At 59.2% G+C, this 20,474-nt stretch carries 22 protein-coding genes and 1 pseudogene; 5 read left to right on the forward strand and 18 right to left on the reverse strand.

Features of this window, described 5'->3' with window-relative positions; genetic code table 11:
• The 13 genes from GQ59_RS29490 to GQ59_RS29545 all read right to left on the reverse strand — a co-directional run.
• Positions 1-1,085, reverse strand: a 1,085-nt coding sequence (locus GQ59_RS29490) for a nitrate- and nitrite sensing domain-containing protein (RefSeq protein WP_037088374.1), incomplete at its 3' end; no start/stop codon positions are given.
• A 644-nt stretch (positions 1,086-1,729) separates the two neighbouring features.
• Complete coding sequence (locus tag GQ59_RS32210) at positions 1,730-2,059, reverse strand: hypothetical protein (RefSeq protein ID WP_152564510.1); 330 nt, start codon at positions 2,057-2,059, stop codon at positions 1,730-1,732.
• Between the two features lie 46 nt (positions 2,060-2,105).
• Positions 2,106-2,864, reverse strand: a complete 759-nt coding sequence (locus GQ59_RS29495) for a sugar phosphate isomerase/epimerase family protein (protein WP_037088347.1) — start codon at positions 2,862-2,864, stop codon at positions 2,106-2,108.
• 32 nt (positions 2,865-2,896) lie between these two features.
• Positions 2,897-3,391, reverse strand: a complete 495-nt coding sequence (locus tag GQ59_RS29500) for a VOC family protein (RefSeq protein WP_051904275.1) — start codon at positions 3,389-3,391, stop codon at positions 2,897-2,899.
• 1 nt (position 3,392) lies between these two features.
• Positions 3,393-4,448, reverse strand: a complete 1,056-nt coding sequence (locus GQ59_RS29505) for an ABC transporter ATP-binding protein (protein ID WP_037088348.1) — start codon at positions 4,446-4,448, stop codon at positions 3,393-3,395.
• A 36-nt stretch (positions 4,449-4,484) separates the two neighbouring features.
• Positions 4,485-5,297, reverse strand: a complete 813-nt coding sequence (locus tag GQ59_RS29510; RefSeq protein WP_037088377.1) for an aldo/keto reductase — start codon at positions 5,295-5,297, stop codon at positions 4,485-4,487.
• A 2-nt stretch (positions 5,298-5,299) separates the two neighbouring features.
• Positions 5,300-6,148: a carbohydrate ABC transporter permease gene (locus tag GQ59_RS29515; RefSeq protein ID WP_037088350.1), complete on the reverse strand. Its 849-nt coding sequence runs from the start codon at positions 6,146-6,148 to the stop codon at positions 5,300-5,302.
• Positions 6,145-7,005, reverse strand: a complete 861-nt coding sequence (locus GQ59_RS29520) for a carbohydrate ABC transporter permease (protein ID WP_037088351.1) — start codon at positions 7,003-7,005, stop codon at positions 6,145-6,147. Before GQ59_RS29520 ends, GQ59_RS29515 begins: the two co-directional genes overlap by 4 nt.
• A gap of 176 nt (positions 7,006-7,181) precedes the next feature.
• Entirely contained in the window at positions 7,182-8,396 is a 1,215-nt protein-coding gene (locus GQ59_RS29525; protein ID WP_037088353.1) for an ABC transporter substrate-binding protein, read from the reverse strand.
• 65 nt (positions 8,397-8,461) lie between these two features.
• Positions 8,462-9,595, reverse strand: a complete 1,134-nt coding sequence (locus GQ59_RS29530) for a mannonate dehydratase (protein WP_037088355.1) — start codon at positions 9,593-9,595, stop codon at positions 8,462-8,464.
• 97 nt (positions 9,596-9,692) lie between these two features.
• Complete coding sequence (locus GQ59_RS29535; RefSeq protein ID WP_037088357.1) at positions 9,693-10,877, reverse strand: mandelate racemase/muconate lactonizing enzyme family protein; 1,185 nt, start codon at positions 10,875-10,877, stop codon at positions 9,693-9,695.
• A 34-nt stretch (positions 10,878-10,911) separates the two neighbouring features.
• Positions 10,912-11,349 (reverse strand): VOC family protein, encoded by a 438-nt coding sequence (locus GQ59_RS29540; protein ID WP_037088358.1) that lies wholly within the window; start codon positions 11,347-11,349, stop codon positions 10,912-10,914.
• Between the two features lie 14 nt (positions 11,350-11,363).
• Complete coding sequence (locus tag GQ59_RS29545) at positions 11,364-12,059, reverse strand: RraA family protein (RefSeq protein WP_037088378.1); 696 nt, start codon at positions 12,057-12,059, stop codon at positions 11,364-11,366.
• A 145-nt stretch (positions 12,060-12,204) separates the two neighbouring features.
• Between GQ59_RS29545 and GQ59_RS29550 the strand changes: the two genes are divergently transcribed.
• From GQ59_RS29550 to GQ59_RS31610, 4 genes and pseudogenes are all read left to right on the forward strand, one after another.
• Positions 12,205-12,987: an IclR family transcriptional regulator gene (locus tag GQ59_RS29550; protein WP_244448091.1), complete on the forward strand. Its 783-nt coding sequence runs from the start codon at positions 12,205-12,207 to the stop codon at positions 12,985-12,987.
• A gap of 57 nt (positions 12,988-13,044) precedes the next feature.
• Positions 13,045-14,241 (forward strand): mandelate racemase/muconate lactonizing enzyme family protein, encoded by a 1,197-nt coding sequence (locus GQ59_RS29555; protein WP_037088360.1) that lies wholly within the window; start codon positions 13,045-13,047, stop codon positions 14,239-14,241.
• A gap of 29 nt (positions 14,242-14,270) precedes the next feature.
• Positions 14,271-15,245 (forward strand): Gfo/Idh/MocA family protein, encoded by a 975-nt coding sequence (locus GQ59_RS29560; protein WP_051904277.1) that lies wholly within the window; start codon positions 14,271-14,273, stop codon positions 15,243-15,245.
• Between the two features lie 294 nt (positions 15,246-15,539).
• A pseudogene (locus GQ59_RS31610) lies at positions 15,540-16,064 on the forward strand (IS6 family transposase); the annotation flags it as partial.
• A 98-nt stretch (positions 16,065-16,162) separates the two neighbouring features.
• On the opposite strand, the gene GQ59_RS29565 reads toward GQ59_RS31610, so the two are convergent.
• Complete coding sequence (locus tag GQ59_RS29565) at positions 16,163-16,954, reverse strand: aldolase (protein ID WP_037088364.1); 792 nt, start codon at positions 16,952-16,954, stop codon at positions 16,163-16,165.
• Positions 16,955-16,975: 21 nt separating this feature from the next.
• Positions 16,976-17,677, reverse strand: coding sequence for a haloacid dehalogenase type II (locus GQ59_RS29570; RefSeq protein WP_037088366.1), 702 nt, complete (start codon positions 17,675-17,677; stop codon positions 16,976-16,978).
• 86 nt (positions 17,678-17,763) lie between these two features.
• Here GQ59_RS29570 and GQ59_RS29575 point away from each other — a divergent pair, with 86 nt between their 5' ends.
• Positions 17,764-18,657 (forward strand): LysR substrate-binding domain-containing protein, encoded by an 894-nt coding sequence (locus GQ59_RS29575; protein ID WP_051904278.1) that lies wholly within the window; start codon positions 17,764-17,766, stop codon positions 18,655-18,657.
• 29 nt (positions 18,658-18,686) lie between these two features.
• On the opposite strand, the gene GQ59_RS30790 is transcribed toward GQ59_RS29575, so the two are convergent.
• The 3 genes from GQ59_RS30790 to GQ59_RS29585 all read right to left on the reverse strand — a co-directional run bounded on the left by GQ59_RS30790 (position 18,687) and on the right by GQ59_RS29585 (position 20,392).
• Positions 18,687-18,890: an SDR family oxidoreductase gene (locus GQ59_RS30790; RefSeq protein ID WP_051904279.1), complete on the reverse strand. Its 204-nt coding sequence runs from the start codon at positions 18,888-18,890 to the stop codon at positions 18,687-18,689.
• Between the two features lie 73 nt (positions 18,891-18,963).
• Complete coding sequence (locus GQ59_RS32455; RefSeq protein WP_156376371.1) at positions 18,964-19,119, reverse strand: hypothetical protein; 156 nt, start codon at positions 19,117-19,119, stop codon at positions 18,964-18,966.
• 343 nt (positions 19,120-19,462) lie between these two features.
• Positions 19,463-20,392 carry an NADP-dependent oxidoreductase gene (locus tag GQ59_RS29585; protein WP_244448092.1) on the reverse strand — a complete coding sequence of 310 codons (930 nt, stop codon included), beginning with the start codon at positions 20,390-20,392 and terminating at the stop codon, positions 19,463-19,465.
• Between the last annotated feature and the right edge of the window lie 82 nt (positions 20,393-20,474).

Genomic DNA, 20,474 nt, shown 5'->3' on the forward strand with positions numbered 1-20,474 from the left:
ATCTCGCCGATTTCGTCCTTGCGATCAGCATAGGGGATAGCCTCCTCGGTATTGCCGGAGGCAAGTCTTGCCATACGGTCGCCGACCCGACGAATTGATTTGGACAGCTGGCGAGCGATCACGAGTGACAGGGCAATGGCGGCGATGACAAATGCACCAAGCAGCGTCAGCGATGTCATCAATGAATTATAGGAACTGCCAAGCTTGGAAGTGGCTTGCGCGTGAACGCCTGCGGCGGTTTCAACCAGCAACTGGCCAACGAAGTCGCGACGCGATGCCATTGCTCTGGTCCAGTTTTCCAGATCGGCAGGAGCAGGTGTGAAGGCCGTATTCTTCGCCATTTCTTCAATTTTTTGCTGAACGACTTGACCCGGGGCCGACTGCATGAATGTGTCCAGCTGGGCGACAATTGCAGGATTTACGAACTCGCGCACGAGCTGACCGTAGATCCGAATCTGGGTCGTTGCAGCATTGAAGCGAGCAAACTCTTCCAGGGAAAGCGTACCGTTCTTGGTATATTGCATGCCGATCCGGTTGAGAACGAGAAAACCTTCGTTATATTGAAGCAAAGCGCCGTAGCCCGTTACTCCCTGCTGAAGATCGCGATCCTCCATGATATTGCCGGTTCTCGCGGTCAGCTGAATGGAGGAGGCGGAAAGCGGCTGCAAGTAGAGAAGCGGCACCATCGCTTCGATGGGTCCGGCGTCCACCTTGCCGCGGAACTCCGAGATCTTGGCGTATCGCTCGTCGAGATTGCGCTTGATGTCGGTCAAGAGCGTGTCAGCATAGCCGGCACTGACCACTTCGGTATATCCTGCAACGATCGAATTGTAGGCCTCATCGGTTTTCTGACGCATCAGACTGCGCTGATCAGGCGAAGCGGCACTTTCAACCGGCAAGGCAAGCATGAGCCGTCCACTCGCCCCAGCCAGACGTTCAAGGGCCGCCGCGCCGGAGAGCTTTTGATAATCGCCGTAAGCCTTCAACGTGATGAACGCGCCGAGGACAGCCACTGCCCCCAATGGCACGACGGCCAAGACGGACAAAAGCGACCGAAAAGATAAAGCCCACAGCAATCTAGTCACGACTTAACCCCACATCTTGGATAACTCTGAGCGGCCTCGTGCGAGGCACCGCCGCGCGATCTTGCTGACAATGTCAGCAGATCCTTATAAATTGCTTTAAACTTGTATGGTTTCTCGATGATCTGTTTCAGTTTCGGCCAAAATTTAACATGATCTCTCAGGCCTGCATCTTCGAGGCCTCACGGGCCGCACTCGCGAACCATCTCGCCGGCTTCGGTAGCACTTCTGGAACCCTAATGCTGAACGTACGTGTCGACAATGTCGGGGGGGGCGGGCCGTCATCGTATTGAGATGCTGACAGCGATAATTGTCCGTGACGCCATCAGAGAGGTCCTCGTTCCCGAGATTCCCCCGTCACCGCCCAACCTGCGCCGAAGCGTTTTTGTCGGCACTGGGATTGAAAACATAGTTTTTTCGATCTCTCCGCATGGTTCTTACTAAAAAGCAGCGAAAGCGATGAAAAATCTTTGCCGAAGACGATCCAGGACGCCGATAATCCGATGGTCTCGAATGACGGCCGCCAACGTTTCAAGGAAAGTGCCAAGGGCGACCCGGCCGACTCGATCCGGGATAGTCAAAGAAGAGTATTTGGTGGTACGGCTTCCGGGTAAGAAAAGTAATCAGTGTCTGCGTTGAACTCCAACTCAACCACTGCGTCTGCATGATCCGTCGGGTGCTCTGCACCCTTCGCGGTCGGCAAGCAGTTTCATCAACAGCGAACTGCGATAGAAAACGTTCAACGATGTTGCGCTTGCGCCTGATCCAATGAGCGTTATCCGGCATGGCGCCAGGTGCCGCGCTAGAACAGCGGATGACCGGGCCGGGCGACTTCGATGGCATGCGGCATGTTTTCCGCCACCGCCCGCCTCTGGGATATAGGAGCCGATCTCCCAGGCGATCAGCGGATCGAATGCCGAAAGCTGCAATTCGGCGGCTTCTATCTCGAGTTCTCCAAATGTCTGTGGTTTGGCCAAGATTTTCTTCCTCGCAAGAGCCGTCTATGATGGTCTTGAAGCCGGCCTAGAGGCCGAGCTTCTTCAGATAGTCGACGGACCGCTTGGCAAAGACGCGCCAGTCACTTGGATTGTCATGTTCCGTCACGATGTGTCCGGCCTTTGTCTTGCGGAACAGCGGCACGAGGTTCGGCCAGTCGATGATGCCGTCGCCGGTCGGCGTCCAGCCGTCGTCCTGCGTGGTGCCGGGAGGTGCCATGTCCTTGACCTGGATGGCGATGATGCGATCGGCAAATTTTTTGAGTTCTGCCGCCGGATCGCCGCCGGCGCGGGTGATCCAGCCGCAATCGATCTCGAAACAGACGTTTTCGCCGCCGCTGTTCAATATGTGGTCTATCGGCCGTGAACTGTCGGCGAGCGGCCGAAACTCGAAATCGTGGTTGTGCCAGGCGACCATCAGCCCGTGCTTGGAGGCAAGCACTGCACCCTCGCGAAGCTGCCGGCCAAGGCCCTGCCAGTATTCGGCGGTCGTGCCGCGCTCCTCCGGCAGTACATAAGGCGGGATCATGATTGAAGCGCCGATCGTCAGCGCGATATCGATGAAGCGGTTCGGCTCGTTGACCAACCCCTTCAGAGGCATGTGGAAGCAGTGGCATTTCAGGCCATTGTCGTCGAGTGCCTGCCGGAAGGCCTTCGGATCGGCCTCATAGGCCGGAAGCCAGGGCTCGATCGCGTCGTAACCGAAGGATTTCAGTTTAGGGAACTGGGCGAAAAGCGGCGGAAAATTGCGGGACGAATAAAGCTGGTAGGAAATCGGATAGGTCATGGCTTCGTCTCTCAATACTTCAATTCTGGACTTCAATTCTCGTGCTGCTTGTCGCGGTCGAATTCGAGGAGTTCGATCAGGCCGCCAAGCGGGCCCCTCTCGGTGTCGAAATAGGCGTAGCGACCGGTGCCGCTCTGGAATTCGCCCCGCTGCAGCATTGCATGACCGGCTCCTTCCAGCGCTGCGGTGTCTCGCGTGAGGTTGCGAGTCTTGAAGGCGAGGTGATGGAAGCCCGGTCCCTTGCGTTCCAGAAGATCGCGCCAGGCGCTCGGTTCCGGCCCCGGCTCGATGAATTCCAAGTCGATATGGGCGAAATGAAACATCATGATGCGGCAGCCGATTCGCGCTGGCCGGCCGTGATAGACGGCCTGTGCCTTGTCGGGATCGGCGGCGTAGCTGACGGGCGGTAAAGGCAGCCCGGTGAGTTGCGAGAACCAGTCGGCAGATTCTTCCAGCTTGTGGGTCACGAAGCAGATCTGCAGCAGGTCTTTGCCATCGCCCAGAATGGCGATCGGGGTCGCGCTCATGTTAGGCCTCTAGCCGCTTGCCGGTTTGCGGGTCGAAGATATGTGCCCGCTCCGCATCGATGCTGACGGGAAGCATTTCGCCGGGTGCGTTCACTACGCGCTCGCGGAACACGCCGACGACATCATGACCGCCAAGGCGCATCATCACCTGGGTTTCGGAGCCGGTCGGTTCGACGGTGACGATCTCGGCACGAAGCCCGTTCGGATCGAGACACAGGTGTTCCGGACGAATACCGAGCCGAACGTCGCGGTTGCCGAAGGATGCCATGCCGGGAACGGCAAACGCGGTGCCATCCGCAGTCATGAAGGTGCCGTTTTCCAGTCTGCCGGAGAGGATGTTCATGCTCGGCGAACCGATAAAGCCGGCCACGAAAAGATTGGCCGGGCGATCGTAAAGCTCGAGCGGCGACCCCACCTGCTCGACCACGCCACCATTCATCACCACGATGCGGTCGGCCATGGTCATCGCCTCGATCTGGTCGTGGGTGACATAGACGGTGGTCGTCTTCAGGCGCTGGTGGTTCCGCTTTATCTCGGAACGCATCTGCACGCGTAGCTTGGCGTCGAGGTTCGACAGCGGTTCGTCGAAAAGGAAGACCTTCGGCTTGCGCACCATAGCGCGACCCATGGCGACACGCTGGCGCTGGCCGCCGGAGAGATGGCGGGGATAACGCTTCAGATAATCTTCAAGCCCCAGCATCTTAGCCGCTTCGGCGACTCGAGCTTTAATCGCGTCCTTCGGTGCCCCGCCGAGGCGCAGGGAAAAGCCCATATTCGCCTCGACCGTCATATGCGGGTAAAGCGCATAGGATTGGAAAACCATGGCGATGTCGCGCTCCTTGGGCGCAAGCGTATTCACCACCTTGCCATCGATGGCGATCTCGCCACCGCTGATCGCTTCCAGCCCGGCGATCATTCTGAGAAGCGTGGACTTGCCGCAGCCGGACGGACCGACCAATACGACGAATTCGCCGTTGGCGATGTTCACCGAAACGCCGTGCAGGACTTCGAGCGCGCCGTAGCTCTTGCGCGCCTGTGCGATGTTCACTGAGCCCAAGGGGCACCTCCATTCAAGATTTCGATCGGTTCGAGTTCAGTCGTCCCAGGCGGGCGACTTTTCGGGATCGATGCGGCGGTAACCGCGGTCGAGGGTACGGATTTCAGCCATCTCGGCAGCATCCAGAGAAACCGTGCCGGCTGCGAAATTGGCCCTGAGATTGGTCTCGCTGCCGGACGCCGGAATGACGTAATGGCCTTCTGCCATCAGGAACGCGAGCGCGACCGCCGCGACCGTGACGCCGTGATTCTCCGCGATGCGCTTCAGGACGGGATCGTTGGCGATCTCACCCTTGGCGAGCGGCTGGTAAGCGGTGAGCGGCAGGCCGATCCTGCGGGCATGGTCAACCAGCTTCGGGGCCTGCAGATGGGGATGGATCTCAACCTGGTTGGTGGCGAGCTTATCCTTGCCGATCAGGGCAACCGTCTTTTCGAGAAGAGCTGCTGGATAATTCGAGACGCCGATCAGCCGGGCATAACCCTTCTGCTGTGCCTCGACGAGCGCTGTCATGTAATCTTCGAACGGTACCGCGTCGCGATGCGACGGCCAATGGATCAGCAGTAGATCGACCTGATCGACACCGATGGTATCGAGACTGGCGCGCACCGAGGGCATGAACTGCGCCTTGTCGAGGCGGGTATCGGCGACCTTGGTGGTGACGAAAAGGTCGCCGCGCTTCAGGCCGGAGCGGCGCATCGCCTCGCCGACATTCTGCTCGGTCCCGTAGCTCTGGGCCGTGTCGAGATGACGGTAGCCAATCTCGATCGCCTTCAGGAGCGCGGCAAGGCCTTCGTCGCCGGTGCGGCCATAGGTGCCGAGGCCGAGTTTCGGAATCGTATTGGTCGTCATGATCATCCTTTCGTGGCGCCCGCGGTCAAGCCGCCGACGAAGAGACGCTGCATCGAGAAGAACAGAAGCGCGATCGGCAACGTCATCACGACGGACGCAGCCATGACGGCACCCCAGTCGGTGTTGAACTCGGTCGAGAATTCCGCAAGCCCGATCGGCAGGGTCTTCACGGAGCTGTCCGTTGCGAAGCAGAGCGCGAAGACGAACTCGTTCCAGGTGGTGACGAAGGCATAGACGACGACCGCGACGATGCCCGGCGTCGAGAGCGGCAAGGTGATGCGGAAGAGGATGCCGATCCGCGAGGCGCCGTCGATGATCGCTGCCTCTTCCAGCTCCACCGGGATCGCCTTGAAATAGGATGTCAGCATCCAGACCGAGAGCGGCAGCGTGACGATCATATAGACCAGGATCAGGCCCCAGAACGTGTTGACGAGGCCGAGCACCCGGAGCGTGATGAACAGCGGCACAATGATCGCCGCCGTCGGCAGAAGCTGGCCAACCAGCACGAAGCTCTGAAGGACCGGCTTGCCGCGGAAGTTGAAGCGGGCGAAGCCGTAGGAGGCGAAGATCGCCAGGATCAGCGCCAGAACGGTCGAGCCGACCGAGATGATGACGCTGTTCAGAAAGTATCGCGGAATATTGCTCTCGAAGAGAACCTTGTAATAGTTGCCGAATGTCGGCGTCTCGGGCCACCAGATCGGCGGGACCGTATAGAGTTCCGGCAGCGTCTTGATCGATGAACCGAACATCCACATGAACGGAAAAAGGCAAATAAACACGAGGACGATTGCGCCGATGATAGTGATCGGCAGCGGCAATCCGGTGCGCTTGAGGGTGGGGGCTTCGCTCATTTCACCTCTCCCGGGGTCGAGGCAAGCGCCTTGATGTAGATGATGACGATGACGAGCGCGACGGCGAAGAACATCACCGAAAGCGCTGCCGCCTGATTGAAATTGGTGCTTTCGAACGCCAAGCGGAAAATCTGGATCGGCGTGATCAGCGTCCGGTTTGCCGGGCCGCCGCGGGTGATCGCGTAGATGATGGTGATCGAGTTCAGGCCCCAGATGACGAGCAGCAGGGTGACCGCGACGATGACGGAGCGGACCTGCGGGAGCATGATGTGGAAGACCTCCTGCCAGAAGTTGGCACCGTCCACCCGAGCCGCTTCATAAAGGTCGTTCGGGATCGATTGGAGGCCGGCGAGCACCATGATCGCCACGAAGGGGAAGAGTTTCCAGACGTTGATGGCGATCAATACCGGCATGACCGTGCTGCCGTTGGTCAGCCAGCCGATCGGCTCCGGGATCACGCCTGCACCGGTCATCATGTAGTTGATGATGCCGAATTCGGTGTGGAACATCCAGGCCCAGGTGGTCGCCGCGACGATGCCCGGCACGACCCACGGCAGCAGCGTGATGGAGCGCACGATGCCGCGGCCGATGAAATTCTGGTTGAGCAGAATGGCCGCAGCCGTGCCGAACACGACCTGGAAGACGATCGATCCGCCAACGAACCAGAGCGTGTTCCAGAACGCCTGCGGCGTTGCACGCGCACCCAGCACGGCACTGAAATTATCGAGGCCGACGAAAGCGCCCTGGCGATCCGTGACGCTAAGCAGGCCGGTATAGGCAACGGGATAGGCGACGAGCATCGCCAGCACGATCAGCGCCGGCAACACGAAAACAAGGCCCGTCGAATTGCGGTCCATCTAAGGCTCCTTCGAGCAATTCCAGCAAAAACGTGCAGCGGTTTTGCGTCCGGAATTGCGTAAGACAATGAGATAGAGCTGTTTCGCGATTCAAAGAAAAGCGGACCCGCTCTATGGAAGTCAGGTGTCGCCGCGTCCGGGAAAATTACCCTCCCGGAGCGGTCGGATGTCCGATATTACTTCTGGTCGAGCAGAGCCTGGATGTCCTTGGCGGCGCCATCCATGGACTTCTGTACATCTTCATCGCCGAGCAGGATGCGCTGGATGCCATCGAAATAGGCCTGGGTAATCTGGATCCAGTTCTTGTTGTTCGGCACGGCGCGGCCGTAAGGCAGCATTTCCTTGAAGACGGTCAGGATCGGATCGCTGAAGCGCGGGAGAGACATGGCCGACTTGCGGGCCGGGAACGTGTCGGTCAGAGCGCCCTGGTTTTCCGCTTCGGCCAGGAAGCCGACGAGCTTCTTGGCATCCGTCGGGTTTTTCGCCGACTTCGGAATGACGAAGCTCCAGCCGCCGAGCAGGGCTGCGGTTTTCTTGTCGGCCGGATGCGGGATCTGCATCACGCCGATATCGATCTTCGGGTTTTCTTTCTTGATCGATGCGATGTCAAACTGGCCCGACTGATAGGCGGCAACCGTTTCGGCAATGAACAGGCGGCGCAGCGCCGTACCATCGTTTTCAAGTGTCGAGGCCGGGGCCTGCTTGTTCTTGAAGAAGTCCGTATAGAACTTGACGGCTGCAACGGCTGCCGGCTGGTTCACCAGAGCTTTCTTGCCGTCGGCCGAGATCATGTCGCCGCCATTCATCCAAATGAACGGAAGCGAACGGAAGATGGTGTTTCCCATTTCGCCGCCGCCGGTGATGCCGAAACCAGACATCTTGCCCTTGGAGAGCGCCTTGGCGGTTGCGACAAGCTCATCCCAGGTCTGCGGCGGCTTGTTGGGATCAAGGCCCGCATCCTTAAACGCACCCTTGTTGTAGATGATCGCATGCGTCTCGATGCGATACGGAATGCCCCAGAGCTTGCTGTTCCAGGTGGCATAATCCAGCGCGGCCGGAATGTAATCGTCGCGATCCTTCAGCACATCATCGACCGACAGGACAAGATCGTTTTGGGCGTAGCCGTTAATCCAGGCATGCTGGACATCGATGACTTCAGGCGCGGCACCAGACTGAAGCGCGGTCAGCACGCGCTGCGGCAGACCGTCCGAGGTGGTGATCTCGAGCTTGACCTTGACGTTCGGGTTGGCGTTCTCGAACTTGGCGACGATTTCACGGGCGCGAGCCTCGTTGAAGTTCGGCGTCCACCAGGTGACATCACCGGCGAAAGCCACGCCGCTAGCGAGCATTGTCATTGCAGTGGCTATGACGGCCAATTTCTTCAATTTCATTGCCATTTCCTCCTCCACGCGGCTTGATCGCCGCTTCCTTCAGACCCGGCTCACGCCGGAACTCATCATGCTGTCGCGGCTTTCGGCACCTCTCCGAAATCCGCCACCCGCTGTGAACGCGCCGGCCCGAGCGAGGCCGCGTTCGTCGCCAACGCCTTCATGAAACCGATCGTATAGGCATTCCCCGCATGCCAGGGCGCCGGGCAGTCGAGATCCGGCACATGGTCCGGAACCATCACACCTTCGAAACCTTCATCGCGTAACACGCGGACGATCTCGGCCATCTCCACATCACCGTCATCGACGAAGCTTTCGACATAATGCGAAACCTTGCCCCGCACGTTGCGGAAATGGACGTAAGCGATCGCATCGCGGCGCGCGAAATGGCGTGTCGTCTCGTAGATATCGCCGTCGAGCATTTCCTGGAGCGAACCGACGCAGAATTCGAGCGCATTGGCCGGGCTTTTGACGATGTCCAGAAGACGCTCGTATTTCGCATGGCTGTTGACCAGCCGCGCATTGCCGCGCAGCCGCTCTACCGGCGGGTCGTCCGGATGGGCGGCGAGCCGCACATTCGCCTTCTCGGCGACCGGCACGAGTTCCTTCAGGAACCATTCGAGCCGCGACCAGAGTTCGGCTTCGGAAACGTTGATCGGTTTTCCGTCGGAAGCAGCCGGGCGGTAACGCATGTTCCACAACATCCCGTCCGCCATCGGCTGCTGCTGGTCGAATTCCTCTCCGAAGTACACGGCTGTCATGGCGCCGCCGCGAGCGACGCGCTTGCGCTGCCAGCCCCAGACGCCGGCGATCGAGAAATTGTAGCCCAGAACCGGAATACCTGCCCTGCCCGCATCGCGCACGAGCTGTTTCAGGCCGTCCATTTGCTCATGCTTTTTCGGGCCGTCGAGAAGGATGTCCGACCAGAAATTCGGCGACAGGTTTTCCACTGCAGCAACCTTCAGGCCATACTTGCCGAGCATTGAGACGAAACCAGCCATATGCTCGTAGGTCCAGAGCGGCACATCGATGCAGTCGCCATTGACCGGCCCGACGACCCTGCCGGCCCGATAAGCGCTGTTATCGGCATTGCGGGCATATTGAGTAAGGTGGATGACCACGTCGGCAACGCCGAGCTGGCTCGCAAAGCGCGCACCATCCTCAGTTAGATGATCGCCGAACAGCGTCAGTCCTACCCTCACGCCCGCCTCCCCGATTGATGCTCGACTTTTGCGTCGACCAGTTCATATTTGAATGTCATCAATTCGAAATACAACTTGAGCCAAGAAGGCCCGATTGTCAATCACACGAGCCCGCGCGATCCTTCAGTGTTGCGGCTCCGGTTGCCACGCCACTCGTGTTCATGCTGCCGTCGAAGAGGGGTACGTTGTAAGGTGCATAAGGATAACGCTCGCAGGCCTCCTCGATCAGTTCGACGCCGAGGCCCGGCGCCGTCGGCGCCAGGATCGCGCCGCCTTCGAACTGCAGAGTTTCCTTGACCAGTTCCTTGCGCCACGGCACGTCCACCGAAACCGTCTCGAAGATCGAGAAGTTCGGAATGGCGACGGACATATGCAGTGTCATGGCGTTCATGACCGGACCGACCGGATTATGCGGCGCGACCGGAACCAGGTGATGGTGCGCCATATGCGAAATGCGTTTCGTCTCGCTCAGGCCGCCGGCATGCGACACATCCGGCTGCAAGATATCGACGGCCCTCTTGTTCAAGGCTTCCAGGAATTTACCGGGCTCGTACCAGCGCTCGCCGGCGGCGATCGGCACCGGGCTTTTCTCCCGGACATCGACCAGCGCGTCGATGCTTTCCGGCGGCGTCGGCTCCTCGATCCAGCGCAGATTATAGGGCGCCAGCTCGCGGCACATTGCGATTGCGGTCGGCACATTCAGTCGACCGTGAACGTCGAGCATCAGGTCAACATCCGGGCCGACCGCATCACGCACGGCGGCGACGATATCGATCGTTTCGCGACGCTGCTTGCGATCCATCTCGAGGTCCGCGATGTCGAACGGGTCCCATTTCAGTGCGCGATAACCCATGGCGACAGCCTTGCGAGCGTTTTCGGCATATTGTTCTGGCGTGACCGAGCCGAAAAACCAGTGATTGGCGTAGCACTCAACCCGGTCACGGTATTTGCCGCCGAGCAATTCGAAGGCAGGGACGCCGAGGGCCTTGCCCTTGATGTCGAGAAGAGCCGCCTCGATCGCGCCAAGCGCAGTCCGGAAGACCGCACCCGTGCGCCAGTAGGAATCCCGGTGCAGCTGTTCGACGATCGCATCGACCTGGAAGGGATCGCGGCCGATCAGCACGCGTTCCAGTTCTTCAAGCGCAGAGACGATCGTCTTCGTTTTCCATTCCAGCGTCGCCTCGCCCACGCCTTCGTATCCGTCATCCGTATAGAGTTTGACGAACACGAAATTGGTGCGCGATACGTTCGCGACGAAGATTTTCTGCTTGACGATTTCCATGAAGCTCCTCCCAGATCGCGCGATTTCGAGGCAGCTATTTGCGCTGCTTCTTGAGCCGCTCGATCGCCTCGAACTGCAGGCTGTTGCTCGCCATTTCCATCAACTCAATACGGTGGCCATCCGGGTCTTCGATCCAGGTCTGCCAGTTGTTATCGGCAGCCTTGATAGTCGGGCGGATACGCTCCACGCCGTTCGCATCAAGCTCCGCAACGGCCTTCTGGATATCCGGCACGGCAAGGCAGAGATGGTTATAGCCGACCGCTTCGCGCTCGGCAGCGCGGTCGCCTTCACCCTCCGGGAAAACTTCCAGATATTGGTCGTCGGTAATGCGCAGGTAGACGAGCCAGAGCTTGCCATCCTTGTCGAGGCGCATCATCTCGGAAAAGCCGAGCTTGTTGATGTAGAAATCGAGGGTCCGGTCGATGTCCTTGACGCGGATGGCGACATGGGCGATCGAGGAAACGGTCAGCATAACAATAACTCCGGTTAAAGACGGCCGTATTTGGCGTAGACGTCGGCGACATCGCCCCCGGCGCGGATTTCGTTGCGGGAACGGTTCTCGATCCCCATGATCTCTTCGGCGCGGTCCAGCACCGCCTCGACCTTGTTGGCGGGAATGGTGATGACGCCGTCCATATCGCCGAAAATCCAGTCGCCGGGATCGACGCGGATCTGCGAGGTCAGCGTGCCGGTGATCGAGATCGGAACTTCAATGCCGCTGATGCGGGTGCGCTTGCGGGATTCGATCGGCGACAGATAGCGGGTGAAAACCGGCCAGTTTTCCATGCCAATCAGGATATTGCCGTCGCGGATGCCGCCATCGACCACCACGCCGACGGCACCCTTGGCCTTGGAGCCGGTGCTCATCAGCTCGCCCCAATGGCCGGCCTTGCGCTCGCCGGCAGCCGAGATCAGCACGACGCAGCCGGGATACATCCGGCGGAAGAAGGTGAAGGTCCTCACCTCCTCATTGTCGTATTCGTGGTCTTCGCGGACATCGAGCGTGCAGGCGACGGTAAAGGCCGGGCCGGCGATCCGCATGTTGCGGTCGAGCCCGCGGATTTGCAGGTCCATGCACTGGTTGGGCAGGCCCATCTCATCCAGAATATCATAAACGGCAGCGGTGTAGAGCTTCTGAAAGCGCGCGGCAGCGGCCGCGATCGCTGCGGTATGTCTTTCCATGACGTCCGCCTCCTCCAGCAGAACCGGTTTGCAGCGCACCACCTCCTATGGGTCGCGCCGCAAGACTTATCCATATTTGAACTTTGACAGTTCAATAATGCATGATAGGAAGATGTGAATTCGAATGTCAACGGCGAAGATTACAATGGATCAAATGAGCGATTCCGGCGCAGCCAAGCACACGATCCCGGTCATCGACAGGATGATGGATGTTCTGGCGGCGCTGGAGAGGCGTCCGAACGGCGTCAACATCCGCGACCTGACCGCGCTTCTCGGCCTGCCGCGGACGACGATCTACCGCATCGTCAACACGCTGCAGGGCCATGACATGGTGCGGCGTGACGATACGGGCGCCTATCATCTTGGCCGGCGGCTGTTGAAACTCGCCTCGCATGTGGCGGCCGGCGTCAGCGATATCGACCTTGCCGCCTTCTCGCAGCCGTATCTCGACAAGCTGTCCGCCGAACTCGGCGAAGGCAGCAAGCTTTCGGTGTTGGATCCCGAGGGTGTACTGGTGCTTTCCGCCTCGCAGGGCCGCCGCGAATACGCACTCACCGTCGCACCGGGACAGCGCATGCCGATCCATGCGGGGGCTGCCAGCAAGATGCTGCTTGCCCATCTCCCGCCGGAGGAATTGGCGGTCTGGCTGGCCAAGCCGCTGATTGCCTATACGTCGAAATCGATCACCGATCCGAAGCGGCTCGGCACCGAGCTTGCCCGCATCAAGCGGCTCGGCTGGGCACAGGACCGCGGCGAAAACGCGCCGAGCATCCATGCTTTCGCGGCTCCCGTTTTCGATCGCTCGGGCAAGCTCGTTGCGGCCATCAGCGTGCCGTTTCTCGCCGGCGCGGAACCGAGCCGCATGGAGGAAATTCGCGTCGCGGCGATCGATGCGGCGCGGGCGATGAGCGAGGCGATGCCCGTTTAACGACGCGAAACCCGTTTCACTATCTCGAACGAAAAAACATTCAGACTGGGAGACAGAATGAAGATCGTCGACTTCAAATGCGCGGTCATCGGCAAAAGCCCGATCGTGCGGATCGTCACCGACGAAGGTATTTCCGGTTATGGGCAGGCGGAAACCTGGAAGCCTTATCTGAAGACGCATATTCTCGCCTTGCGCGATGCGCTGATCGGTGAAGACCCGACCAATGTCGAACGCGTCATGCTGAAGATTCGCCAGCGCGGCGGCTTTAAGCCTTGGGGTTCGGCGGTCAGCGTCGTCGAGATGGCGCTCTGGGATATTGCCGGCAAGGCGGCCAACATTCCCGTCTACAAACTGCTCGGCGGCAAGGTGCGCGACAAGGTGCGCGTCTATAACGGCGCGATACGCTTCCCGCTCGCCGACCATCGGCCGGAAGATCTGGCCGACGACCTGAAGAAGATGATGGCGTTGCCGGAGGGTTTTACGATCATCAAGCAGCCGATCGGCTTCCACTCGCCGATGAAGCGTGCGGTCAAGGATTTCTATTATCACGAGCCGAACGCCAGCCCCTTCCACGGCGCGCTGGATCGCGGGCCGATCACCGAAAAAGGCCTTCGTCATTTCGTCGATTGCGTTGCGGCGATGAAGGAAGTGTCGGGCGACAGGATCGGCCTTGCGCTCGATTGCGGGCCCGGCTGGATGCTGCCGGATGCGATCCGTCTGGTGCGGATGCTGGAACCCTACAATTTGCTGTGGGTCGAGGACCTGCTGTCCGGTGACTATACGCCCTGGGTCAATGCCGGCGTCTATCGAGAACTCAGCCGCATGAGCACGACGCCGATCCATACCGGCGAACAGATTTATCTGCGCCAGAATTTCAAGGAACTGATCGAAGGACAGGCGGTGAATGTCGTTGGCCCGGATCCGGCCGATGTCGGCGGCATCGCCGAACTCAAATGGATTGCGGAATATGCCGATCTGCATTCCATCTTGATGGCGCCACACGGCACGGCAAACGGCCTCTTGGGCCTCGCCGCACTCATCCAGGTTTCCGCGACAGTACCCAACAATTTCATCGCCTTCGAATACACAACCGGCGATCCGGAGTGGTGGTACGACATCGTCGAAGGCCTGCCGCAGCAGATCGTCAAGGACGGCTTCATCGACGTCATCGACCGTCCGGGCATGGGCGTGGACCTCGTGCCGGAAAAGGCCAAGCGCTATCTCGCCGAAGACGACAAAGCGTTTTTCGACTGAACCGCGACATGACCGGGAGGAAAGACATCATGCACAAGATCGGTATTTTGGGCGCCGCAGGCATTGCGCCGCGCTCGATCATCCAGCCGGCAAACCGCCGCAAAGACACAGTCATCCACGCCGTGGCATCGCGACGTCCGGGTGCCGCCGCGGCCTTTGCGGAAAAGCATGGAATAATCAAGGCTTATGAAAGCTATGAGGCGATGCTGGCCGATCCGGAAGTCGGCATTATCTACAATGCCTTGCCGCCGGCCGGCCACAAGCAGTGGTCGATCGCAGCGCTGAAGGCCGGCAAACACGTGCTTTGCGAAAAGCCCATCGCCATGGATGCCAAAGAGGCCGCAGAAATGGTGGCAGTGGCAGAACAGACCGGCCGCATCCTGATGGAAGCCTTCCATGACCGTTACCACCCAGCCTTCCTGCATCTCATGGAACTCAAGACCTCCGGCCGACTGGGCAAGCTGAAATCGGTCAAGGCGGAATTCTACGTGGGCATTCCCTTCGACCCGAAGTCGATCCGTCACGACCCTTCGCAGGGTGGCGGGGCGATGATGGATCTCGGTTGCTATCCGGTCCATTGGGTGCGCTCGATCATGGACGCCGAGCCGGAAATACTTTCCGCAGAGGGCACGCTCAATCCGCTTGGCGTCGACCAGAGCATGCATGTGGAGATGCGTTTTCCAGACGGCACGCCGGCAACCGTTATCGCCGATATCGCCAACCCGCCCTTCCGTGGGTTGCTCAGGCTGGAGGGCGAGCATGGTATCGTAGAGCTCGACAATCCCTGTCTACCCCACAGGGGTCATTCGATCCGCGAATGGCTGGACGGCGAACCTTATCACGAACATACACTCGGCGCCGACACGACCTATGATTACCAGCTTGCCGCAATGGTCAACGCTATCGACACAGGTAAAACACCGATTACCGGAGGGGCGGATGCGATGGGCAATATGATTGCCGTCGATACTATCTATCGAGCGTCCGGAATGCGTCAAAGCTAGTTACTGCCGGGCAAGCAGGCTTGCGCTCTTGATTTGCTCTGCGCAGCCAATCCCAGGCGATGCTAAACGACGATGTTCTTCAACGATCCGATGGGCACGGACTGTTCAAAGGTTGTCGCGACCCGCCTGCAAGCGCGCCGGTTGGAACTCCGTATTCACCTGACGAGGCATTGCCAAGAAATGTGTGTATAATCAGAGGTCGAAAACATCTCTGACGCGGACGGCGAGATCCTTAAAGGAAAAGGGCTTCGGCAGCAGATGAACTCCTTTGTCCAATCAACCGTGATGGACAATGGCAGCGACTATGCCGCCCGCTTGCGGCGGAAAGCGCCCAGCCCGACTGACGTGTGGCATCTGGATGAGGTGGTCGTGACGATCGGCAGGCGGAAACACGGCTCTGGCGTGCCGTGGACCACGACGGTTATCTACCGACGAAATTGTGCAGGCTCGCCGCAATACCAGAGCGGCGAAGCGGGTTATGGTCCGGTTGATGAAGATGCAGGGATGCCAGCCCAAGCGCATAGTCACTGACAAGCTCCGCTCATACGGCGCTGCAAGGCGTCGCGTCATGCCGGATATCGAGCATCGATCGCAAAAGGGCTTGAACAACCGTGCTGAAAACTCGCACCTGCCGCTGCGGAGGGAGCGGGTGATGCAGCGGTTCCGTTCGGCAGGCGCGTTGCAACGTTTCGTCAACGTCTTCTTGGCGGTTCGCAATCTCTTTGTCCCAACCCGCCTGAAAAAACAGCCATCGATGTCCACCTGCATCGCCTCAGGGCGACACCCCATCGGAGGAATGCGGCCGGCATCGCCGCGTGATTGCTGCAAACCTGCCGACTGCGCACTCGTCCCAATTAACCTGACATCACCCCCTATTTTTAACGTGTCCCTGAGTTGCATCCGGGTCCGTGTGAAGATCAGGCGCTATAACCAGGGTCCAGCCGATCGAGAACACGGCGCAGGCTTTCCAGATGCATTCTGGCACTTTCCGGGTCCCCTTCCCGCATCTGCCTTGCTGCTTGTGCGGCGATTTCGGGCGAGACCGGCACAAGCCTCCGTCCGGTGCTCATTGCCTTTAGCTGAACTTCTGCCGCACGTTCCAGATAGTAAAGATCGTCCCATGCCTCGGCAATATTCGATGCGCAGACCATTACGCCGTGGTTTTTCATGAACAGGATGTCCTTCTCGCCGAGCACGGAGGCAATCCGGTCGCCTTCGCTTTCATCCAGGGCAAGGCCATTATAGTGATCATCAACGGCAACGCGGCCATAGAATTTCAGTGCGGTCTGGCCGGCCCACACCAGCGGTTCGCCTTCCACCATGCTGAGGGCAGTCGCATTCGGCATGTGGGTGTGAAACGCCGCCCCAACGCGCGGCGCCATCTTGTGCAGGCGCGCATGGATGAAGAAAGCGGTCGCTTCGGGAACGCCGTCACCAGCAATCACGTTTCCCTCGAAATTGCAGATCAAAAGCGAGGATGCCGTTGCCTCCTGAAACGCCCAGCCCAGGCGGTTTACGATGAACAGGTCCGGATGTCCCGGGACGACCGCGGAAAAATGATTGCAGATGCCTTCCTCGAGACCGAGGCGGGCCGCCGTTCGAAGACAGGCGGCTAGATCCACCCTTGCCTGCCATATCTCCTCCGTTTCCAGTGAAACGTTGCGTAGAAGGGCCGGCTCCCCTTTGGGAATATTCAGTTCGTGCGCCATGTCGGCCTCCTCAGCAATCTGTCACATCCAACCTGCGGCACAAAGCACCGCCGGCACCTTGTCGAGCGTCGACACAATAGCATTCGGGCGGTAGTCCGCGAGCGGCTTGCGGCCTGTTCCGCGATCGACCCAGACCGTACGAAAGCCGAGTTCGCGCGCCGCGGCAAGGTCGAGATGCGGGCTGGCGCAGATATGCACCAGATCGTCCATACTGATACCAAGGCTTTCCCACGCATGATAGAAGGTCTGCCGCGACGGTTTGTAGGCGCCAGCCTGCTCGGCCGTAATAACGCGATCGATATGGCCGCCAAGCTGGGCAACGTTTCCGGCAATGATCGCATCATCAGTGTTCGAGATGATTGCCAAGCGGAAACCCGCGGCCTTCAGCTCTCCGAGTGTTGCGACCACCTCCGGGAAAGGCGGCATCCTGCCGATCGAGGACGTCAGGATTTCGGCTTCGGAGGCTTCGAACGGCAGCCCGAATTCACCCATAGCCCACTTCAGAGCAAGGGCGCTGACCGTGGCAAAAGTGCGATGAGGCCGCTCCACCTCCAGCGCATGTTCATGTCGGTCATAGACGGAGATAAAGGCATTTTGGTCGATGTCACCGCCTTTTGTCGCGAGTATCCTGTCCATTGCCGCGAGCAGTCCTTCGTCCCACTGGATCAGAGTGCCGTAGCAATCGAAAGTCAGCCATGTCGGCTTTGGTCCAGCCAATGTCATGTGTCATCTCCCTGTTTTGCCGACATTGACAAACTTCGATGACATTGCAAAATTAAATATCACACTCCACAGCAGTGAAAAAACAAATGAGCTTCGGTTTCGACCTCGATCTTTTGAAAACCTATACCGCAGTGGTCGATAGCGGCGGCTTCACAAAGGCCGCTGAACGCGTGCACCTGACGCAATCAACGGTCAGCCAGCAAATAAAGAAGCTCGAGGGCAATCTTGGCACATTGCTTTTGCGGCGGGACAAGTCGACGGGCACGATCGAGACAACGGAAGCAGGCGAGTTGCTTCTGAGCTATGCACGCAGGCTGCTGGCAACGGCGGAAGAAGCCGCCGAGATGATGCAAAATCCATCCGCACCGCGCACGGTTCGCCTCGGTGTGCCGGAGGATTTTGCAGGGCGGCGCCTTATTGACCTTCTGACTGGGTTCTCCGCCGCATCGCCTCGTATCCGGCTGGACACCGTTAGCGGTTGGAGCGCGGAGCTTCGCCGATTGCTCGATGCTGGCGAGATCGATCTGGCGCTGATCAAACGCGAGCCGGGCGACGGGCCGTGTGTCGCAAGCTGGACAGAAGACCTCATCTGGGTAGAAAGCGCCACACGGACCGTCGAAAGCGACCCCGTGCCACTAGCCGTTTTCCCAATCGGCTGCATTTACCGCGACCGTGCCATCCGCTCCATCGAGCGCAATGGTCGCCGCTGGCGTATCGCCTATACCAGCCAGGGCCTCATGGGCGTGCAAGCGGCCGTCGCCTCGGGTCTGGGCATCAGCCTTCTGCCGTCCGACGCAGTCCTTCCCGAACATCGCATACTACATTCGTCCCATGGTTTTGACGATCAGCCGGCATCCGAAATGGCGCTGGTCAAAGGGCGGGGACCGCTTTCGCCAGAAGCAAAATCCCTCGGGCAATTTTTGCGCGACAGCCTGAATGAGCAACGCAACCCAAGCAAGATGAACCACAACGCGCTCTAAGTGGTGAATGGAGGGTTCAACCGCCGGCTCTAAAAGAATACCGGGGTCAGTCGCCCTGACAGCCAAACTGCGACGATGGCAACGTCTTCGGGCCCAAGGCGTTTAGCTGAGTGATCCGAAAAGGCCTGATAGGTTTCGACGCTCAACCCGTCCGACATCGGCGTCCGAATGACGCCGGGGGCAACGTTGTTCACACGGATGACCGCGTGAGACTCGTCCTTGTTCGCGAGCATGGTGCTTTCCTCGTCTAGTACGAAGCCGGCGGACTCCAACCCGAACGGATGAAGGTTCAATCCGGTGCAGCGACTAGACGACATTGATGTCCGCCTCTGTGGCGGCGGCGCGATCGACGATGACGTCGGCACCGCCGCGCTTCAGCCGCTGGTAGACGGCCGGATTGAAGTTGGCCGCCGTTGCGCCCCTGGCCTGCATCAGCGCGGTGTAGAGATCGTGGTAGAACACCCGAGGCAGTGCTTTTGGAATTCGGGGCGCATCATCTCGGGGACCCACAACAAAGCGAGACCGACCCCGACACGGCCTGCCGAGGTCGACGAAAGTTCCGGACCCAGAGGGTTCTAAAGTCGATAAGCCCTTATGCTCCATCGAAGGTGCGCCGGTGGCTGGCAGGCTGGTCGACGCTGACCAGGTGGCTGGGCCTCGACGGCTTGTCGTCTACCCCTGCGCTAAAATCTTCTGCGCGGGACGCTATTTTGACTGAGGTCTTTTGGGATGGTCGAGCTTGATGTCGACCAGCAAGGACTTGAATTCGCCGACCGCATCCCCTTGCTCGGTAATTCACGCAGCCTCATGAGCTGATCCGCAAAACAATTTTCCCACGTGCCCGACCGCTTTCGGACAAAGCAAGTGCGTCCTTGATCTCGGCCAATGGAAATACAGCCTCGATATGCGGTGTGACTTGGCCTTTCTCGACAAGTTTTCTGATAGCGATCAGGTTTGGCGCGCTTGGCACGGTGTACGAGCGTTTCACTTTGACGCCATGACGCTCAGCCTCGTCACCAGGGAAAGCCACGACAGTGACCATGAAGCCACCTTTCTTGAGAGTTTCGAACGCCCTTACGAAGGTGTCTCCGCCCACTGTATCCAACACCACGTCCATGTCCTGCGCGACTTGCTCGAAGGGCTGCGCTTTGTAGTCGATAAACGCGTCCGCGCCGAGGCCGCGGACGAAGTCTTCGTTGCGGGCCGAGGCGACCGCCGTAACATGCGCGCCCCGCGCCTTTGCGAATTGGATCGCGAGAGATCCAACGCCGCCCGAACTATTTGTAATAAGAAGGCGTTGCCCTTTGCTCAAGCCGGCTTCTCCAAAGATCGCCTGCCATGCCGTTGAGCCGGCCAATGGTAGCGCCGCTGCGCTCACAGTGTCTAGGTTGGATGGTGCGCGCACCATGTTTGCGCTTTTGGCGACCGCATATTCCGCGAACCCCCCTGTGTGAACCATCCCGAAAATAATCTCACCCAGTTCGAAATCTTCAACGCCTACACCAAGCTTCTCGACCCTACCGACGAGCTCACCGCCCATATGAATGGGCAGTTTCATCCCCAAGCGCTCGCCTGCTCCGCTGCGGATCTTCCAATCGATAGGATTGACCCCCGCAGCCTTGACCTTCACGAGGACCTCACTCTCCTGAGGTTCTGGCCGATCGACATCGATCAGGTTTAGTACGCCGTTGTCGCCATACTCGTTGATTACGACGGCTTTCATTTTTATGCTCATTTGTTTCCTCGATCCAATCTTGCTCGCCTGATGACAAACGAGATGTTAGATCCGTAGCTTGACGATGTGGCGCCAATCGACA

It is taken from the genome of Neorhizobium vignae (assembly GCF_000732195.1).
In the GTDB taxonomy this organism is placed as follows: domain Bacteria; phylum Pseudomonadota; class Alphaproteobacteria; order Rhizobiales; family Rhizobiaceae; genus Neorhizobium; species Neorhizobium vignae.

What these genes read in the sequence shown, in the direction of transcription:
- GQ59_RS29570 (WP_037088366.1), bottom strand. Translation starts at nt 17,677, where the DNA reads ATGACATTGGCTGGACCAAAGCCGACATGGCTGACTTTCGATTGCTAC.
- GQ59_RS29555 (WP_037088360.1), top strand. Translation starts at nt 13,045, where the DNA reads ATGAAGATCGTCGACTTCAAATGCGCGGTCATCGGCAAAAGCCCGATC.
- GQ59_RS29550 (WP_244448091.1), top strand. Translation starts at nt 12,205, where the DNA reads ATGGATCAAATGAGCGATTCCGGCGCAGCCAAGCACACGATCCCGGTC.
- GQ59_RS29495 (WP_037088347.1), bottom strand. Translation starts at nt 2,864, where the DNA reads ATGACCTATCCGATTTCCTACCAGCTTTATTCGTCCCGCAATTTTCCG.
- GQ59_RS29520 (WP_037088351.1), bottom strand. Translation starts at nt 7,005, where the DNA reads ATGGACCGCAATTCGACGGGCCTTGTTTTCGTGTTGCCGGCGCTGATC.
- GQ59_RS29525 (WP_037088353.1), bottom strand. Translation starts at nt 8,396, where the DNA reads ATGAAATTGAAGAAATTGGCCGTCATAGCCACTGCAATGACAATGCTC.
- GQ59_RS29540 (WP_037088358.1), bottom strand. Translation starts at nt 11,349, where the DNA reads ATGCTGACCGTTTCCTCGATCGCCCATGTCGCCATCCGCGTCAAGGAC.
- GQ59_RS29515 (WP_037088350.1), bottom strand. Translation starts at nt 6,148, where the DNA reads ATGAGCGAAGCCCCCACCCTCAAGCGCACCGGATTGCCGCTGCCGATC.
- GQ59_RS29510 (WP_037088377.1), bottom strand. Translation starts at nt 5,297, where the DNA reads ATGACGACCAATACGATTCCGAAACTCGGCCTCGGCACCTATGGCCGC.
- GQ59_RS29500 (WP_051904275.1), bottom strand. Translation starts at nt 3,391, where the DNA reads ATGAGCGCGACCCCGATCGCCATTCTGGGCGATGGCAAAGACCTGCTG.
- GQ59_RS29560 (WP_051904277.1), top strand. Translation starts at nt 14,271, where the DNA reads ATGCACAAGATCGGTATTTTGGGCGCCGCAGGCATTGCGCCGCGCTCG.
- GQ59_RS29545 (WP_037088378.1), bottom strand. Translation starts at nt 12,059, where the DNA reads ATGGAAAGACATACCGCAGCGATCGCGGCCGCTGCCGCGCGCTTTCAG.
- GQ59_RS30790 (WP_051904279.1), bottom strand. Translation starts at nt 18,890, where the DNA reads ATGCTCGCGAACAAGGACGAGTCTCACGCGGTCATCCGTGTGAACAAC.
- GQ59_RS29535 (WP_037088357.1), bottom strand. Translation starts at nt 10,877, where the DNA reads ATGGAAATCGTCAAGCAGAAAATCTTCGTCGCGAACGTATCGCGCACC.
- GQ59_RS29585 (WP_244448092.1), bottom strand. Translation starts at nt 20,392, where the DNA reads ATGAGCATAAAAATGAAAGCCGTCGTAATCAACGAGTATGGCGACAAC.
- GQ59_RS29565 (WP_037088364.1), bottom strand. Translation starts at nt 16,954, where the DNA reads ATGGCGCACGAACTGAATATTCCCAAAGGGGAGCCGGCCCTTCTACGC.
- GQ59_RS29575 (WP_051904278.1), top strand. Translation starts at nt 17,764, where the DNA reads ATGAGCTTCGGTTTCGACCTCGATCTTTTGAAAACCTATACCGCAGTG.